At 71.1% G+C, this 16,191-nt stretch carries 14 protein-coding genes; 5 read left to right on the forward strand and 9 right to left on the reverse strand.

What is annotated here, in order from left to right; genetic code table 11:
* Positions 1–27: 27 nt before the first annotated feature.
* The gene (locus ACSHV8_RS32665; RefSeq protein WP_436537002.1) at positions 28–972 is read right to left on the reverse strand and encodes a LysR family transcriptional regulator; all 945 of its coding nucleotides are present in this window, start codon (positions 970–972) and stop codon (positions 28–30) included.
* 143 nt (positions 973–1,115) lie between these two features.
* On the opposite strand from ACSHV8_RS32665, the gene ACSHV8_RS32670 reads away from it, so the two are divergent.
* Genes ACSHV8_RS32670 through ACSHV8_RS32680 form a run of 3 tightly spaced genes read left to right on the forward strand, consistent with a single transcriptional unit; the run spans position 1,116 to position 4,475 of the window.
* Positions 1,116–1,784: a succinate dehydrogenase cytochrome b subunit gene (locus ACSHV8_RS32670; protein ID WP_436537004.1), complete on the forward strand. Its 669-nt coding sequence runs from the start codon at positions 1,116–1,118 to the stop codon at positions 1,782–1,784.
* A gap of 1 nt (position 1,785) precedes the next feature.
* Positions 1,786–3,732: a fumarate reductase/succinate dehydrogenase flavoprotein subunit gene (locus ACSHV8_RS32675; RefSeq protein WP_436522048.1), complete on the forward strand. Its 1,947-nt coding sequence runs from the start codon at positions 1,786–1,788 to the stop codon at positions 3,730–3,732.
* Positions 3,732–4,475: a succinate dehydrogenase/fumarate reductase iron-sulfur subunit gene (locus tag ACSHV8_RS32680; RefSeq protein ID WP_436522050.1), complete on the forward strand. Its 744-nt coding sequence runs from the start codon at positions 3,732–3,734 to the stop codon at positions 4,473–4,475. The genes ACSHV8_RS32675 and ACSHV8_RS32680 overlap by 1 nt, the downstream gene beginning before the upstream one ends.
* 807 nt (positions 4,476–5,282) lie before the next feature.
* On the opposite strand, the gene ACSHV8_RS32685 is transcribed toward ACSHV8_RS32680, so the two are convergent.
* Positions 5,283–5,894 carry a TetR/AcrR family transcriptional regulator gene (locus tag ACSHV8_RS32685; RefSeq protein ID WP_436522052.1) on the reverse strand — a complete coding sequence of 204 codons (612 nt, stop codon included), beginning with the start codon at positions 5,892–5,894 and terminating at the stop codon, positions 5,283–5,285.
* A gap of 65 nt (positions 5,895–5,959) precedes the next feature.
* Between ACSHV8_RS32685 and ACSHV8_RS32690 the strand changes: the two genes are divergently transcribed.
* Positions 5,960–7,345, forward strand: coding sequence for an FAD-dependent monooxygenase (locus ACSHV8_RS32690; protein ID WP_436522054.1), 1,386 nt, complete (start codon positions 5,960–5,962; stop codon positions 7,343–7,345).
* Here the strand turns inward: ACSHV8_RS32690 and ACSHV8_RS32695 are convergent.
* From ACSHV8_RS32695 to ACSHV8_RS32720, 6 genes are all read right to left on the reverse strand, one after another.
* Complete coding sequence (locus ACSHV8_RS32695; RefSeq protein ID WP_436522056.1) at positions 7,293–8,549, reverse strand: MFS transporter; 1,257 nt, start codon at positions 8,547–8,549, stop codon at positions 7,293–7,295. The genes ACSHV8_RS32690 and ACSHV8_RS32695 overlap by 53 nt on opposite strands.
* A gap of 59 nt (positions 8,550–8,608) precedes the next feature.
* On the reverse strand, positions 8,609–9,094 hold the full coding sequence (locus ACSHV8_RS32700; RefSeq protein WP_436522058.1) for a hypothetical protein: 486 nt from the start codon (positions 9,092–9,094) through the stop codon (positions 8,609–8,611).
* Between the two features lie 42 nt (positions 9,095–9,136).
* On the reverse strand, positions 9,137–11,044 hold the full coding sequence (locus tag ACSHV8_RS32705) for a DNA recombination protein RecN (RefSeq protein WP_436522060.1): 1,908 nt from the start codon (positions 11,042–11,044) through the stop codon (positions 9,137–9,139).
* Entirely contained in the window at positions 11,041–11,523 is a 483-nt protein-coding gene (locus ACSHV8_RS32710; RefSeq protein WP_436522062.1) for a hypothetical protein, read from the reverse strand. Before ACSHV8_RS32710 ends, ACSHV8_RS32705 begins: the two co-directional genes overlap by 4 nt.
* Positions 11,520–12,494: a hypothetical protein gene (locus ACSHV8_RS32715; protein ID WP_436522064.1), complete on the reverse strand. Its 975-nt coding sequence runs from the start codon at positions 12,492–12,494 to the stop codon at positions 11,520–11,522. Before ACSHV8_RS32715 ends, ACSHV8_RS32710 begins: the two co-directional genes overlap by 4 nt.
* Before the next feature lie 151 nt (positions 12,495–12,645).
* The gene (locus ACSHV8_RS32720) at positions 12,646–13,353 is read right to left on the reverse strand and encodes a TetR/AcrR family transcriptional regulator (RefSeq protein ID WP_436522066.1); all 708 of its coding nucleotides are present in this window, start codon (positions 13,351–13,353) and stop codon (positions 12,646–12,648) included.
* An 82-nt stretch (positions 13,354–13,435) separates the two neighbouring features.
* On the opposite strand from ACSHV8_RS32720, the gene ACSHV8_RS32725 reads away from it, so the two are divergent.
* The gene (locus ACSHV8_RS32725; RefSeq protein ID WP_436522068.1) at positions 13,436–14,146 is read left to right on the forward strand and encodes a DUF2306 domain-containing protein; all 711 of its coding nucleotides are present in this window, start codon (positions 13,436–13,438) and stop codon (positions 14,144–14,146) included.
* A 339-nt stretch (positions 14,147–14,485) separates the two neighbouring features.
* Here the strand turns inward: ACSHV8_RS32725 and ACSHV8_RS32730 are convergent, their stop codons facing one another.
* Positions 14,486–16,090 carry an MFS transporter gene (locus ACSHV8_RS32730; protein WP_436522070.1) on the reverse strand — a complete coding sequence of 535 codons (1,605 nt, stop codon included), beginning with the start codon at positions 16,088–16,090 and terminating at the stop codon, positions 14,486–14,488.
* Positions 16,091–16,191 lie beyond the last annotated feature (101 nt).

Consider the following 16,191-nt stretch of genomic DNA (forward strand, 5'->3'; position numbering starts at 1 on the left):
GACTCTAAACGCGCGGTGGGCGGTTGACTACCCTATGTGGACGGTGCCTTCCAACGCCCGTACGCCGAAAGGCAGTTTGCCCGAGGTGATGTGCTCGAGCACCACGTCGCGCAGCGCCGCGGCCGCGTGCGGCAGGACCGCGGCCCGGCGCTGGGCCAGGGCGATCGTCCGGCGCATGCCGGGCGGGGCGAGCGGCGTGGCCCGCAGCAGCGGCCGGTTGGCCAGGACCATGCTGGGCACGAGCGCGACACCGAGTCCGGCCTCGACGAACGCGAGCACGGCATCCATCTCGCCGCCCTCGACGGCGAGCTTGGGGGTGAAGCCGGCCCGCTCGCAGGCGTGCAGGGTCACGTCCCGGATGTCGTAGCCCTCCCGGAACATCACCATCGGGGTGTGCCGCAGCTCGCCCAGCTCCAGCTGCCGGGCCACGGTGAGCGGCGGACCGTCGGCCACCGAGGCCACCACCAGACTCTCCCGGACCAGTTCGGTGGTGATCAGCGCCGGGTCCACGCCGTGCTCGGGGGCCACGATCAGGGCCAGGTCGAGGGTGTGGGCGAGCAGCCCGGCGATCAGGTCCTGCGAGCTGCCCTCGCTGATGTGCAGTTTGACCCCGGGATGGTCGGCCCGGTAGGTGCGCAGCACGGCCGGGACCAGGGAGGAGCAGAGGCTCGGGGTGGCACCCAGGCGCACCTCCCCGCGACGGAGCCCGACGATGTCCTGGACGGCGTCGCGAGCGGCGTCGGCGTCGGCGACGATCCGCTGGGCCATCGGCAGCAGGGTCTCGCCGGCCACGGTGAGGGTGACCGCACCCCGCATCCGCTCGAAGAGAGGGGCTCCGAGCGAGGACTCCAGGGTGTGAATCTGCTTACTCAACGTAGGCTGCGAGACGCCCAGAATGTCCGCCGCTTGGGTGAAATGTCGTGTCTCCACCACTGCTAAGAAGTACCTGAGTTGTTGCAGCTGCACCGTAATAGCCTATCTCTATGGCAACCGGCCCGATCATGCATTAGACGAATGGCCCGGGACTTCCTACCGTCCAGGTTGTGGCGGTAGACACTTCAGTTCCTAAAACCAAGAACGCGGCCGGGGCGACGGCAACGCCCACTCCGCGCAAGGTGGTCCGGCCCTCGTCGATCATCTTGAAGATCACCATGGCGGTCAGCGGCATCCTGCTGGTGCTCTTCCTTTACGTACACATGATCGGCAACCTCAAGATCTTCCTGGGCGGCCCCGACTTCGACCACTACGCGCACTGGCTGCGGGATCTCGGCACGCCGCTGCTGCCGCACATGTGGTACCTGTGGATCCAGCGAGGCGTCCTGACCCTCGCCGTGCTCGCGCACATCTACACGGCCGCGGTGCTGACCATCCGGGCCAAGAAGGCCCGCCCGGTCAAGTACGCGCACCGGCCCAAGATCCAGGGCAGTTACGCCGCCCGGACCATGCGCTGGGGCGGCGTGATCGTCTTCCTGTTCATCATCTTCCACATCCTCGACCTGACCACCGGCACGGTGAACCCGGTCGGGGACCACGAGCACCCGTACGCCAACGTCGTGGCCGACTTCGCGCCCGACCGCTGGTACGTGACGCTCTTCTACGCCCTGGCGATCGTGGCCGTCGGTTTCCACCTGTGGCACGGGATCTTCAGCGCGGCCCGGACGCTGGGCCAGCAGACCGAGAAGGGTCAGCGCCGGGCCAAGGCCGCCGCGCTGGTGCTCTCCGCGGTCCTGGTAGTGGGATACCTCTCGGTGCCGTTCGCGGTGCTGACCGGATTGGTGGACTGAGATGACTGAGACTGATTTCTGGAAAGAGGGCGACCCGGTCGTCGACAAGGCCGCCCCGGACGGCCCGATCGAGACCCGGTGGGAGCGTCGCAAGTTCTCGGCCAAGCTGGTCAACCCGGCCAACCGCCGGAAGCTGACGATCATCGTGGTCGGCACCGGCCTGGCCGGCGGTTCGGCCGCGGCGACGCTGGCCGAGCAGGGTTACCACGTCAAGTCCTACTGCTACCAGGACAGCCCGCGCCGCGCGCACTCGATCGCCGCGCAGGGTGGCATCAACGCCGCGAAGAACTACCGCAACGACGGCGACTCGATCTACCGGCTGTTCTACGACACGGTCAAGGGCGGCGACTTCCGCGCCCGCGAGTCCAACGTGTACCGGCTGGCCCAGGAGTCGGTGAACATCATCGACCAGGCCGTGGCCCAGGGCGTCCCGTTCGCCCGCGAGTACGGCGGCCTGCTCGACAACCGCTCGTTCGGCGGCACCCAGGTGTCCCGCACGTTCTACGCCCGGGGCCAAACCGGTCAGCAGCTGCTGCTCGGTGCGTACCAGGCCCTGGAGCGCCAGATCGGCCTCGGCAACGTCGAGATGAACGCCCGGCACGAGATGCTCGAACTGATCATCGTCGATGGCAAGGCCCGCGGCATCGTGGTCCGGGACATGGTCACCGGCGAGATCACCACCGAGCTGGCCGACGCCGTGGTGCTGGCCTCCGGCGGGTACGGCAACGTGTTCTTCCTGTCCACCAACGCCAAGGGCTGCAACGTCACGGCGTCATGGCGGGCCCACCGCAAGGGCGCGCTGTTCGCGAACCCCTGCTACACGCAGATCCACCCGACCTGCATCCCGGAGTCCGGCTCGCACCAGTCGAAGCTGACCCTGATGTCGGAGTCGCTGCGCAACGACGGCCGGGTCTGGGTGCCCAAGGCGCAGAAGGACACGCGTCGCGCCGCCGACATCCCCGAGGACGAGCGCGACTACTACCTGGAGCGCATCTACCCGTCGTTCGGCAACCTGGTGCCGCGGGACATCGCGTCGCGCGCGGCCAAGAACGTCTGCGACGAGGGTCGCGGTGTCGGTCCCGGCGGGCTCGGCGTCTACCTGGACTTCGCCGACGCGATCAACCGGCTGGGCCGCAAGGCGGTCGAGGCCAAGTACGGCAACCTCTTCGAGATGTACGAGCGCATCACCGGTGAGGACCCGTACGAGACGCCGATGCGCATCTACCCGGCCGTGCACTACACGATGGGTGGCCTCTGGGTCGACTACGACCTGCAGTCGACGATCCCCGGCATGTTCGTGGTCGGCGAGGCCAACTTCTCCGACCACGGCGCCAACCGGCTCGGCGCGTCCGCGCTGATGCAGGGTCTGGCCGACGGCTACTTCGTGCTGCCCAACACGATCAACAACTACCTCGCGTCGGGCCCCTTCCCCAAGGTGACCCAGACCCACGAGGCGGTCGTGGCGGCCCGCAAGCAGGTCGAGGACCAGATCGAGAAGTTCCTCTCGATCGACGGCGACCGGACCGTCGACTCCTTCCACCGCGAGCTCGGCCACATCATGTGGGAGTACTGCGGCATGGAGCGCACCGAGGAGGGCCTGACCAAGGCCATCGGCCTCATCCGGGCCCTCAAGGAGGAGTTCTGGACCCGGGTCAAGGTCCCGGGCAAGGGCGAGGAGCTCAACCAGAACCTGGAGAAGGCCGGCCGGGTCGCCGACTTCATCGAGCTCGGCGAGCTGATGTGCATCGACGCGCTGCACCGGCGGGAGTCGTGCGGCGGTCACTTCCGGGCCGAGTCGCAGACCCCGGACGGCGAGGCGCTGCGCCACGACGACGAGTTCGGCTACGCCGCGGCGTGGGAGTACTTCGGCGCCGACGGCAAGCCGACCCTGCACAAGGAAGAACTCGTTTTCGAGTACGTCCACCCGAGCACGCGGAGCTACAAGTAATGGACATTCAGGTACGGGTGTGGCGTCAGTCCGGTCCCTCCGACAAGGGCCGGATGGTCACCTACGACGTCAAGGACATCTCCCCCGACGCGTCGTTCCTCGAGATGATCGACGTCCTGAACGAGAAGCTGATCCTCGACGGCGACGACCCGATCGCGTTCGACCACGACTGCCGTGAGGGCATCTGCGGCGCGTGCAGCATGGTCATCAACGGCACGGCGCACGGCCCGGAGAAGGCCACCACGACGTGCCAGCTGCACATGCGCAAGTTCAAGGACGGCGACGTGATCGACGTCGAGCCGTGGCGGGCCGCCGCCTTCCCGGTCATCAAGGACCTGGTCGTCGACCGTTCCGCGTTCGACCGGATCATCCAGGCGGGCGGTTACATCAGCGCCCCGACCGGCACCGCGCCCGACGCGCACGCCGCGCCGGTGCCCAAGAAGGACGCCGACGCCGCGTTCGAGGCGGCCACCTGCATCGGCTGCGGTGCCTGCGTCGCCGCCTGCCCGAACGGCTCGTCGATGCTGTTCACCGCCGCGAAGATCACCCACCTCGGCCTGATGCCCCAGGGGCAGCCCGAGCGCGACAGCCGCGTCATCGACATGCTGCAGGCGCAGGACGACGCCGGCTTCGGCGGTTGCACCAACATGGGCGAATGCGCGGAGGTCTGCCCCAAGGGCATCCCGCTGAGCCTGATCGGCCGACTCAACAGCGACTACCGCAAGGCCGTCGCCAAGAGCTGACGCTTTCCCCCAGCCCGGGGGTTGCCGTCCCCGGGCCGCTGGTGGCGGGACATCCGCTGTCCCGCCACCACCAAATCTCCAGGCGTCCGGCCCAGTGTCGTGCCGGACGCCCGGTCATCCGAACTTCCCGAAGATCAACTTCAAGATCTTCATTGCCTCGGTCCGCCGGGGTACAGACCGTCGCTCCCGCGGGGACCCTTCCGACCCTCGCAGGGCGCTGGCGCGCCCAGAACGCGAGGCCCGCAAGGGCGACGTGGTCGGCTGGTCACGGTCAGAGCAACAAACCCGGTCAGGCCGCGAGAGCCGCGACGATAACCATCGTGCACTGATACTCACGCCACCCGTCCCGCGCACGCAGCACCCCGATGAACCGCGCCGACGCCCGCACGCCGGCCCCCCGATGGATGCCGACCAGCTCGCACTCACGACGATCACGCCCGGGTCAGCAGTCTCGTAGATCACCACGCTCCGGCAGTCGTCGAACCCAGCTGACCGGCCTCAGCTGGCACTCACGGCTCCACAACCAGCCCAGAACAGCCCCCAGCGCCAGCTGACCGGCCCCAGCTGGCACTCACGGCTCCACAACCAGCCCAAAACAGCCCCCAGCGCCAGCCGGCAGGCCTCAGCTGGTGCTCACGGCTCCACAGCGAAGCCGGAACAGCCCTCGGCGCCAGCTGGCGGGCTTTGGCTAGTGCTGAGGGCTGTTTTGAGGGGCTGGGGACAGCCGTCAGCGCCAGCTGGGCGGGGCGAGGCGCGCTGCGGCCCGGAGTGGAGCGGGGGTCGCGGGTCGTGGGGACGGGCGGGTTCTCACGGCGTACGGGAAAAAGAATTGAGGCCGCCCAGTCCCGCGTGGAGGAAGCCGGTGAGGGTGTCGATGGCCTCGTCGTCGGAGAGTTCGCGGCCGAGGTCGGGGCGGTTGGCCGAGAGCCAGCTGGTGGCGAAGGCGCTGATCGTCGTGCCGAACAGGGACGCGCAGACGAGCGGGTCGCCGGGCAGGGCGAGTCCGGCCAGGTGGTCGGCGATGTGGCCGAGGTCGGGGGCGAGCAGGTCGCGGCTGCGTTCGGCGAACGTGTCGGAGACGAGCGCCGCCTGCTGGAGCGCGAGCATGACCACGTGGTGCCGCCGGTAGGTGTGCCAGAACGCCGCGACGTGCCACCGGACCGCCTCGCGGTCGCGGAAGTCGGTGCCGTGGCCGGCCATCTCGGCGCTGGCGTCGCCCTCGGCCAGCAGGTCGGCCATCAGGGCTTCGAGCAGGGCTTCTTTCGAGGCGAAGTGTTTGTAGAACGAGCCGGTGGCCCGGCCCGCCTCGGCCGTGATGTCGGTGATCTTGGTGTTCAGGTAGCCGACGCGTTCGAAGACCCGGACCGCGGCCGCTTTGAGTTCGGCCTCGGTCTGCGCCGCCAGTTCCTTGCGGAGCACCCCGTCACCACCATCCGGACAACCCGACCCTTGACCGGAGCGTATCAGCGCCTTACGGTGAATCTATGTTCACTGAATCGAGATTCACTCTCATCGCCGGTGCCGGCCCGACCGGCCTCACCGTGGCCCGCCAGCTGCAGCGCTACGGCGTGCCGTTCCGCATCGTGGAGAAATCGCCGCGCCCGTTCGACGGCTCGCGCGGCAAGGGCCTGCAGCCGCGCACCCAGGAAGTGCTCGACGACCTCGGACTGATCGACCGGTTCCGCGCGTCCGGCAGCGACTACCCGGCGCTACGGGTGCACCGGCCGGACGGGACGCAGGTCGAGTGGCGGATGGACGAGCTGCACGAGCCGACGCCCGCGGTGCCGTACCCGAACGTGCTGATGGTCCCCCAGTGGCGCACGTCCGAGCTGCTCGCGGACGGCATACCGGTCGAATTCGGCGTCGGGGTCGAAACGGTCGAGCAGGACACGGACGGCGTCCGGGTCACGCTCGACACCGGCGAGGTCGTCACCGCGCGTTACCTGGTCGGGGCCGACGGCGGGCGCAGCACCGTCCGGCGGGCGCTCGGGGTGGAGTTCCTCGGCTCGACCCACGAGGACGAGCGGATGTTCATCGCCGACGTCCGGCTGACCGGTGTGGATCGCTCGCACTGGCACGTCTGGCCGGGCGACCCCGGGTTCCGGCTCGGCCTGTGCCCGCTGCCCGGCGAGGGCGACTGGTGGCAGCTCACCGCGCCGCCCACCGAGACCCCGATCGCCGAGCTGGTGGCCGGGGCCGACCCGTCCATCACGATCACCGAGGTGGCCTGGACGTCACAGTTCCGGGCCAACATCCGGATGGCCGAGCGTTTCCGCATCGGCAACGTGTTCCTGGCCGGCGACGCCGCACACGTGCATTCCCCGGCCGGCGGGCAGGGGCTCAACACCGGCATCCAGGACGGCTACAACCTGGGCTGGAAGCTCGCCACCGGCGACGACGCGCTGCTGGACACGTACGAGGCCGAGCGTCTGCCGGTCGCCGCCGGCGTGCTCGGCATCAGCACCGAACTGCACCGCCGTTACGTCGCGAGCGAGGACGACGCGATGCGCCGCGACGACCCGGTGCTGCGCCAGCTCACCCTGAACTACCGCGGCGGGCCGCTGGCCGCGGAACATCGCGCGACACCGGGCACGGTCCGGGCCGGCGACCGGGCCCCGGACGCGCCGCTCGGCGACGGCCGCCGCATCTTCGACCTGCTCCGCGGCGGCCACGCGACGCTGCTCGCCTTCGACCGGCCGGACACCCCGCCCGTTTCGGTGCCGGTTCACCACATCACCGCCGACAAGGCAAAAGACGCCTATGACGTACGGGATTCCGCCCTGTTCCTGATCCGCCCCGACAACTACGTGGGCTGCGCTACGCAGAACCCGCAGGACGTCCTCGACTACCTGAAACTGATCGGCCGCTAGCGATCAGGACCAGGGTGGCGCCGAGCAGCAGCGGGGGTCGGGAGCCGAGGGTGGAGAGGGCCGAGCCGAGCGGGATCCCCAGCGTGATCGGGCCGAACATGACCATGGTGCCGGTCGCGGCGACACGGCCGAGCAGGTGGGCCGGGGTGCCGGTCTGGATCGCGGTGACGCCGGCGATCAGGGTCCACGGCAGCCCCAGGCCGGCCAGCACACTGCCGGCGATCATCGCCGGCCACCAGGGCAGGGACCAGGCGATACATGCCGTGGCGAAGAGGGCGGCGCCGAGCGCGGCGACGCGGGCGGCCGGGAGGCGGGCCAGTAAGCGGCCGACCAGCAGGCCGCCCGCGATCGAACCGGCGCCCTGGCTGCTGGACAGGAGGCCGAGCTGAGTGGCCGGGCGGTGCAGGTCGTCGACCAGGTGGAGCAGGACGGCCGCGTTGGTCAGGCCGGAGACGGTGATCGCGACCGCGGCGACCAGGACCGGGGTTCGCATCGGCTCCCGCCACAGGGTGGTCAGGCCGGCGCGGACGCTCGCCCAGCCCAGCGTCACCGCCCGCTCCTCGTCGGCGATCGTGTCCGCTCCCCCAGCACCCGGAGCGAGCCCGGCATCCGGAGCGAGCCCGGCAGCAGGGGCGGGAGCGACAGCAGGGGCGGGAGCGGGTGCCGGTCGGAGGCGGACCAGGGCGTACATCGCGGCGGTGGCCAGCGGAAGGGCGGCGCAGAGCAGGACCACCGCGTGCGGGCCGCGCCAGGCGTAGAGCGCCGCGCCGGCCAGCGGGGCCAGCAGTTTCGCGCCCTCCTGGGCGGACGAGCGCCAGCCGTTGACGTCCCCCAGCGACTCCGGCGCCAGGGCGGCCGGGAGCAGGGCCGTCTCCCCCGCGTCGAGCAGGACGTAGCTGAGACCGCGGACCAGCAGCACCGGATAGATCCAGAGCGCCGACGGAGCAGCCAGGAGGGACAGGATCGCGGCGCTGATCACCAGGTCGACGGTGATCAGGAGCGGTCGGCGCGGCAGGCGGTCGACCAGGGCGCCGAGCCACGGTGCGACGAGCACCGGCAGGTAGGTGCCGAGCCCGGCCAGGGCGGCCAGCCCGGCGGAACCGGTCAGCTCCAGGATCCACAGGCCGGCCGCGATGGCCATGGCGGTGCTGCCGAAGCCGGAGCACAGGGAGATCAGCACGAACAGGACGGCGTTCCGGCGCATGCGTCACCCCAGTATTGAGTCGAGTGGACTCACATCCTGGGCGGTTGAGGGAACCTATGTCAACCCGGGCCGGCCGCCCCGAAATCGGCCCGGAGACGGTCGACGGCGGCCTGCAGCGCGGCCGGGAAACCCGTGCCCAGGTCGGCCAGGGCCAGCCCGACCAGGTCGTACAGCGCGCCGGGCGGGGCGTCGGGCGTGGCCGACAGGGTTTCCCGGACCAGGGCGGCGCGCGGGAAGCGGTGGTCCCACCGGCGGTCGGCGCCGATCCGGTGATGCAGGTCGAGGGCGGATTCGCGCAGGCGGGCGGGGCTATGACCGTACCCCCGATCGATTTTGACCCGCAGCGGCCCGGCGTCGCGGTCGGCAGCCTGAGCCAGGCGATGCCGGCGTTGTTCGGCCGCCTGGCGGCTGGCCAGACCGAGGGCGGCGGCGATCTCGGGCCAGGTCGCGCCGTCGCGGCGAGCACGATCGATCAACGCCAGCTCCTCGGCGTCGAGCCGGGCCCGCCGTTCCCGGATCTCGCGCAACTCGCTCAGCTCGGACATGCGCCCACTCTATCGTTTGTCAACAAAATGTTGACAGGTAGATCAGTCGAACTGGTCGTCGATGAGCGCGTACGGCGGCCGGTCGGCCCGCCGGGAGAAGCGGACGATCACGTCGGCGGCCGCAGTCGGCGGCGGCGTGTTGTCGGCGACGACGATCTGCGCGCCGGCGCCGGGCCCGGAGAGCCAGTCCTCCAGGTGGCGGTAGACGCGGTCGATGCCGGGGCCGTCGCCCGCCTCCGGACCGGACGTCTGGCCGAGGTTCTTCTGCGGGCTGTCGACCAGCAGGAATCCGGGGTGCGAGGAGCGCGTCTCCCAGGCGATCTCGAAGATCGCGAGCTGCCAGGCGAGGGCGATGAGCGTGCGGCCGCCGGGCGACGCCGAGGTGTAGGGCTTGCCGCGGACGAACGGGGTCAGGTCCTCGGCCACGAACGCGTCGGCGGCCCGCGGGAAGTGCCATTCGCGCAGGATGTCGCGGTAGCGCCGGCTCACCCGGGCGACCGTCGCGGCCCGCTCGCCGTGCCCACCGCCCAGCGGCGTCTCCGTCCGCAGCGTCGTGAGCTGCGCCGACAGGTCGGCCACGGTCGCCGCCCGCCGTTCCAGTCCGTGCACCAGCCGCAGCCCGGCGACCGCCTGCTGCAGCGCGCCGCTCGCGCCCTCCCGCCGTCGGGTCACCGCGTCCCGCTGGGCCAGGTACGGCGTGACCGCCCCCGAGGTCACCGCGTCGAGTTCGGCCGCGGCCCGCGCCTCGGCCTCGGCGGTGCGTTCGGCGGCCGCCCGCAGCCCGGGGATCTCGCGTTCGATCGTGTCGAGGTAGTCGGTCAGCTCGGCCAGCCGCGCCCGCGCCGACCTCAGCTCGGCGCCGACGTCGGGCGGCCCACCGGCCGACGGCTCCAGGGCGGTGTCGCAGGTGGCACAGCGCCGGTCGTCGGGCCCGACCTGGTGGAGGCAGGACGGGCAGACGTCGAGCCGCATCGGCGGAAACAGGCTGCCCGCCTCGGCCAGCATGACGAGTTTGCTCACCTCGTCCGCGTACGTGATCCGCAGCCCGGTCATCCGCTGCGCCTGGGTCTCCCGGTCGCGCAGCAGCGCGGCCGCCGCCCGGGCCGCGACGGCCGCCGCGCGGTGGCGTTCGCGCAGGTCGTCGGCGAAACGAGTGTCGGCCCGGGCCCGGGCGTCGAGCTCGGCCAGGGCGGCGTTGCAGGCGGCGATCTCGGCCTTGGCCGCGCGTTCGCGCTCCTCCAGCTCGGCCCGGCGGCCCGGCTCCAGCTCGGCGATCATCACGGCCGCGGTCCGGTGCGCGGCGGCCGCGGCGTCGATCTCCGCCTCCAGGGTCCGGATCCGCCGGCCGACCTCGATCGCCTGGTCGTCGTGCACGTCGAAGACGACGTCGACCACCTGGCGAAGCTTGAGGTTCTTCATCGGCACGTTCTCGAACAGCAGGTTGCGGTCGTCGAGCCGGTCGTTGGGCAGGAAGCAGAGCCACATCAGGTCGCGGAAACTGAGCGGGTCGGTGTCGCCGGCCCGCAGCCGCACGCCCTCCAGCTTGCAGTGCGCGAGCAGGAAGCTGGACAGGCTGTCGGGTGCGCCGGCCGGGCGCAGCGGGCGGCGCTCAGGGGTGGCCGGGGGGCCGATCCGGTCGAGGCGGCCGGGCAGCACGTACGCAAAGGTGGAGGGTTCGCCGACGATGCGCTGGATCAGGTACGGCGTCCCGGAGAGCTCGGCCTCCAGGGTCGCCGCCCGCACCTTCGGCGTGATCTCCGGATGCCGTGGGTGGTCGGACGCGCCGAGGCAGTAGTCGACGAACTCGAGGATCGTCGTCTTCCCGGTGCCGAACGCCCCGGCGATGATCGAAAGCGGCCGCGTGAGGTCGCTCCCGTCACGGAAGTCGACGTCGTAGGTCCGGCCGTCGGCGTGCAGGCGCAGCCGCCGGATGCGTATCCCGTTTCTCATCGCGTGCCCTCCACCAGGCATTGACGCGCGACCCATCTCAGCCTACGTCCGCTGAGCGGTCGCAGTCGTTTCACGACCGCTGTGGCAGCTGTCAGGTACGAAACGGCATATGCCGCATCGACCCGCCCGGCCGCGGCCTGTCCCTCGCCGGTCAGCCGGTACCGGATCCGCCCGGCCGCCCGCGGCGCGACCAGGCCCCACCGCACGAGCAGCAACAAGTCGCCGGGCAGCCGCTGCTGGGCGGTCGCGAGCAGCTGGCCGGCGCTGGAATAACCGAGTGCCCGATCGTCGAATCCGGACAGTCGCAGGGTCAGCCGCTCGGGGTCACCCTCCCGGAACAGCAGCAGTGGGTGGGCGGCGAAGAAGTCGTACAGTCCGAGCCGTTCCGCGTCGGTGCCCTCCGGATCCAGCCGCCGCAGATACCCGAGCAGGACCAGCAGCCGCGCGCAGCGGAACGCCGCCACGTCGTCCGGGGTCATGACGACGCGACCTCTCGCCAGTGCCGCACCCACCCGGCGCGACGGCCCTGCACGACGTGGTGCATCAGGCCGCAGCGATGCACCCGGCCCGCGTTCAGCTCGGCCGGGAACGCGCCCGACTCGCGGATCTCCCGCATCACCGCCGCGTGCAGGCCGGGCAGCACCGGATCGGCCGGGTGGGCCTGGCTCGCGGCATTGAAACGAGCCTCCCAGATTCCGTACGCGATGCTGTCCGCCTCGCCCAGGGCGTCGAGCTCGGCCGGCACCCCTTTGTCGCGGATCTCCCGGGTGAGCAGGTCGGCGTTGAAGAACTCGTGCTTGGCCGACTCCACCTCGACGTGACCGGCCGCGCGCAGCTGACGGACGAAGAGCGCCCGTTCGAAATCGACGGCCGTGGCGTGATCGAGTTCGCGCAGCGGCCGCCGCGCCGGAGAAGAATCCGCCGGGAAGTACGGGTCGTAGTAGTGCCGCCGGACATGACCCGCGTCCGGCCGCACCAGCATCTCCCGCAGCACCGTCTCGTGCCACAGCTCGATCACCACCCCGGTCTCCCGCTGCCGGCGTGCCCGCCACCGGTCCCACCAGCGCGCCGTCTCCGGGTCCATGCTGGACGGAACGCACAGGACCCAGCGGCTGACCCGGTAGTGGTTGCGCTCGGCGGCGGCCATCGCGGAGTTGAAGGACTCGCGGATCTGCGCCCTCGCGGACCCGGCGACCACCGGCCAGAAGTACTTGGCCTGCCAGATCATGACCAGGCCGGAGAGCTCGCCGAGCAGGACGTCGATGCCCCAGTCGCCGGGGTTGGCGGCGATCGCCCGGGCCGCCGGGTGGATCGCCGAGATGAGAACCGCGAGCATCTGCTCGAAGTCGTCCCGCGCGCCGGCCAGGTTGCCGGCGCGGAACTGGTGGGCCGCGAAGTTGATCGGGGGCTCGCCCGCGACGAGCCGGGAGCTGGCAGCCGTCGCCGACATCACCCCTCCTCAGGGCTCTCGGAGCTGCATGATCACTATCGCTCGGTCGAGTGACGCGATGCAATCATGCGGCTACCGAAAGACAACTGTTGGGGAGGGATTCACCCGCTGTTGGTCGCGTTCTCGATCAGCCGGTGTCCACTGCCGACAGTCATCGCCCCGAGCCGGCGATCAACAGCTCGATGCCGTCGAGCAGGCGGGCCAGGCCGACCTCGAAACCGTCGTCCGGCTCGTCGCTCGCGAAGACGCCGGCGGCCAGCGCCTCGGCCAGCGCCGGGAACCGGTCCGCGGTGACGAACCGGGCCAGCAGCGCGCCGTAGTCCTCGGTCACGTCCGGCGTCCCGCTCATCAGCACCGCGTTGATGTGCGCCTCACCGCGGGCCAGGTACAGCGCGGCCATCACCATCTGGCCGCGCTCGTCGTGACTCAGCGGCGTCCCGGCGAAGGCGGCCAGGCCCCGGTCCAGCCAGGCGAGCTGCCCCGGCTCCAGCGGCGGCCGGCCGGTGGTGGCCTGCAGGATCCACGGATGCGCATAGAGCACCGCGCGCAGCGCCCGCGCCCACGTCGCCAGCCCGTCCCGCCAGCCCGCCGGCAGTTCCGGCGGCTCGCCGGGGGCCGCGTCCTGCATGAAGACCAGCAGCTCGTCCTTGTTGGCGACGTGCCGGTAGAGCGACATCGGCGCGCAACCCAGCCGCTCGGCGAGACGGGCCATGGAGAGCGCGGCAAGACCGTCACGGTCGGCGATCTCGATCGCCGCGGCGACGATGCGGTCCAGGCTCAGCGTCGGCTGCGGGCCGCGGACGGGCCGCTCCGCAACACCCCAGAGCACCTTCAACGTACGGGGTAGCTCGCTCACCATCGGCACATTCTAGGGGCTTGGCAGATTACTGCGTACGTCATACGCTCAACTGCGTAGGCCATACGCAGATTGGGGAGCTGACATGGTCCGATGGTGGCGACGTCCATGGATCGTCCCGCTCGCGGCGATCGTGGTGATCTTCGTGGGGTTCTCGATCCCGCCATACCTGAGCTTCGACCCGGCCCGATCCCGCGTACCCCAGCCGGCGACACTGGGCGTGGCGCACTACTGGCTGCTCGTACCGCACGTGCTGTTCGGCAGTGTCGCACTCGGCACCGCCGTGCTGCAGATCTGGCCGTGGTTCCGGCAACAACACCCCGTCGCCCATCGGCGCATCGGCCGCATCTACGTATTCGGCGGAGTGCTGCCGGGCGGGATGTGCGCGCTGACCATCGGGGCGTTCACGCCGTACGGGCCGGCCACCCGGGCCAGCGACGTCCTCCTGGCCGTGCTGTGGCTGGGCGTCACCACGGCCGGCTGGCGGGCCGCACGCCGGCGACGCTTCGGAGAACACCGACGCTGGATGATCCGCAGCTTCGCCCTCACCGCGTCGATCATCACCAATCGGATCTGGGGGGCGATCTTCGTGATCGGGCTGACGCCGCAGCTGGACACCACCTTCCACGGGGACGAAGGGCTGCTCAGCTGGGTGGCATCGGCGGGGGCGGCGTGGCTGGGGTGGACTGTTCCGCTGGTGCTGGCGGAGTGGTGGCTGGAACGGGATCGGGGGCGAGGACGGCGGGCGGGAAGGGGCGTCGGCGGGCGGGTGGAGGCTGAGGTTCCGGTGTCTTGACGGGGTGGCCGTTGCGCCCGGATGCCGGCGCCCCGCCGGCGCGACCCACCTGCCGGCGCCCTGGCCGGTCCGGTCGGCCCGGCGCCCCAGCGCCCCGGTCGGCCCCGGCGGCCTGGTCGGCCCGGCGGCCCGGCAGCCGGCGGCTGGACCGGTCTGCGGGCGCCCGCCTGAACGTAGAACCCACCCTCCCTCAGGGGGTCTTGCCCCCACAAACATCCTGGCAGAAAAGCCGAAGATCATGCCGACAGCCTGTGGACAACCAACCACTGTGGATAACCGAAATCGATCTTCAAGCCGGGCTAGGGTCGACGGATCAGCCGCACCAGCAGGCCACCCGACTCAGCCGGCAGCTCGCAGGTCGGTCCGCGACGCCAGGGAAGGGGTGGGGTTCGAGGTCGGCAGGTGGCGCAGGGCGGTGAGGACGATCAGCAGGGCGCCGACGGCGAAAGCGGCCGCGGTGAGGAAGGCGAGGCTGTAGCCGTCGCGCAGGGCCGGCACTTCGGCCACACCGGCGGCGAGACGGGAGGAGGTGCGACTGGCGGCAACCGCGGCGAGGACGGCCAGGCCGAGGGCGGCACCGGCCTGCTGGGCGGTGTTGTTCAGGCCGGAGACCAGGCCCATGTCCTCATCGGACGCGCCGGCCATGGCCAGCATCATGATCGACGGGACGGTGATGCCGACGCCCAGGCCCATGACGATCAGGGCCGGAAGCACGTCGCGGGCGTAGGACGGATCCACCGGTACGCGGACCAGCAACGACAGGCCGCCAGCGAGGAGCGCCAAGCCGGCCAGCAGGACACGCCGGGGGCCGAACCGGGAGGTCAGGCGGGCGGCGACGAAGAGCGACACCAGGCCGATGACGATCGGGGTGGGGAGGAAACCGAGACCGGTCCGGAGCGTGTCGAAGCCCATCACACGCTGCAGGAAGAGGGTGTTCACGAACTGGAAGCCCATGCCGGCGGCCAGGATCAGGACCACGGCGGCGTTCGCGGCGAGCAGCCACGGGCGGCGGAGCAGGCGGAGCGGGACGAGGGGTACGGGCGCGCGGCCCTGCCGTACGAGAAAAGCGATGACCAGCAGGAACGCACCGGCGGCGAGCGACCAGGCCGGGGCCGGCGGAGCCGGTTCGCCGACCGCGACGATGGCGTAGACGCCGAGCGAGAGACCGGCGGTGACCAGGACCGCCCCGAGTACGTCGATCCGGCCACGCACCCCGGCACCGGTGGTCCCGGCCGACGACTTACCGACCGGCTCGGGGACGACGGAGTCAGCCGGTCCGGCCGTCCGCCCACCGATCGGCCCGGCGCCGAGGTCGGCTAGCCCACCGACCGGCTCCGCGACGAAGTCGGCGGGGCCGCGGGTCGGCTCGGCGAGGACGGGGACGGGGGCGGCCGGGAGGAGGCGGCGGCCGAGGAACCAGGTGGTCAGGCCGATCGGGATGTTGATCAGGAAGATGGCGGGCCAGCCGGCCAGGTCGGTCAGTACGCCGCCGACGACGAAGCCGATGGCGGCGCCGCCGGCCTGGGTGAAGCTGAAGATGCCCATGGCCCGGGCTTGCGGACCCGGCTCCGGATAGAGGCGGACGATCATGCCGAGTACGACGGCGGAGGCCAGCGCGCCGCCCGCGCCCTGCACGAAGCGGCCGGTGACCAGGAGTCCGGCGTTCGGGGCGAGGCCGCAGAGCAGGCTGGCCGTGGTGAACACGAGCAGGCCGGTCAGGAAGATCCGGCGGGCGCCGAGCAGGTCGCCCAGGCGGCCGGCCAGCAACAGCAGGCCGGCGAAGGCGACCAGGTAGCCGTTCACGACCCAGGCGACCCCGGCCGGGGTGAAGCCGAGATCCCGCTGGATGGCCGGGATCGCCACGGCGACGATGGTGCTGTCCAGAACGATCATCAGCGCGACCGTGCAGAGCACGGCCAGTGTTGCCCCACGAGAAGGACTCATAGGACCGACCGTAACAGATAATCCGCTTCGGAACTATCTCGGAGCGGACGAAGAGGGTGCAAGCAAGACGCGGCGCGCGAACCAAGAAGGGCGCGCGGACC

It is taken from the genome of Actinoplanes sp. HUAS TT8 (genome assembly GCF_051380535.1).
Taxonomy (GTDB): Bacteria; Actinomycetota; Actinomycetes; order Mycobacteriales; family Micromonosporaceae; genus Actinoplanes.

What these genes read in the sequence shown, in the direction of transcription:
- ACSHV8_RS32720 (WP_436522066.1), bottom strand. Translation starts at nt 13,353, where the DNA reads ATGGTGAGCGAGCTACCCCGTACGTTGAAGGTGCTCTGGGGTGTTGCG.
- ACSHV8_RS32710 (WP_436522062.1), bottom strand. Translation starts at nt 11,523, where the DNA reads ATGACCCCGGACGACGTGGCGGCGTTCCGCTGCGCGCGGCTGCTGGTC.
- ACSHV8_RS32675 (WP_436522048.1), top strand. Translation starts at nt 1,786, where the DNA reads ATGACTGAGACTGATTTCTGGAAAGAGGGCGACCCGGTCGTCGACAAG.
- ACSHV8_RS32725 (WP_436522068.1), top strand. Translation starts at nt 13,436, where the DNA reads ATGGTCCGATGGTGGCGACGTCCATGGATCGTCCCGCTCGCGGCGATC.
- ACSHV8_RS32705 (WP_436522060.1), bottom strand. Translation starts at nt 11,044, where the DNA reads ATGAGAAACGGGATACGCATCCGGCGGCTGCGCCTGCACGCCGACGGC.
- ACSHV8_RS32715 (WP_436522064.1), bottom strand. Translation starts at nt 12,494, where the DNA reads ATGTCGGCGACGGCTGCCAGCTCCCGGCTCGTCGCGGGCGAGCCCCCG.
- ACSHV8_RS32730 (WP_436522070.1), bottom strand. Translation starts at nt 16,090, where the DNA reads ATGAGTCCTTCTCGTGGGGCAACACTGGCCGTGCTCTGCACGGTCGCG.
- ACSHV8_RS32680 (WP_436522050.1), top strand. Translation starts at nt 3,732, where the DNA reads ATGGACATTCAGGTACGGGTGTGGCGTCAGTCCGGTCCCTCCGACAAG.
- ACSHV8_RS32695 (WP_436522056.1), bottom strand. Translation starts at nt 8,549, where the DNA reads ATGCGCCGGAACGCCGTCCTGTTCGTGCTGATCTCCCTGTGCTCCGGC.
- ACSHV8_RS32690 (WP_436522054.1), top strand. Translation starts at nt 5,960, where the DNA reads ATGTTCACTGAATCGAGATTCACTCTCATCGCCGGTGCCGGCCCGACC.
- ACSHV8_RS32700 (WP_436522058.1), bottom strand. Translation starts at nt 9,094, where the DNA reads ATGTCCGAGCTGAGCGAGTTGCGCGAGATCCGGGAACGGCGGGCCCGG.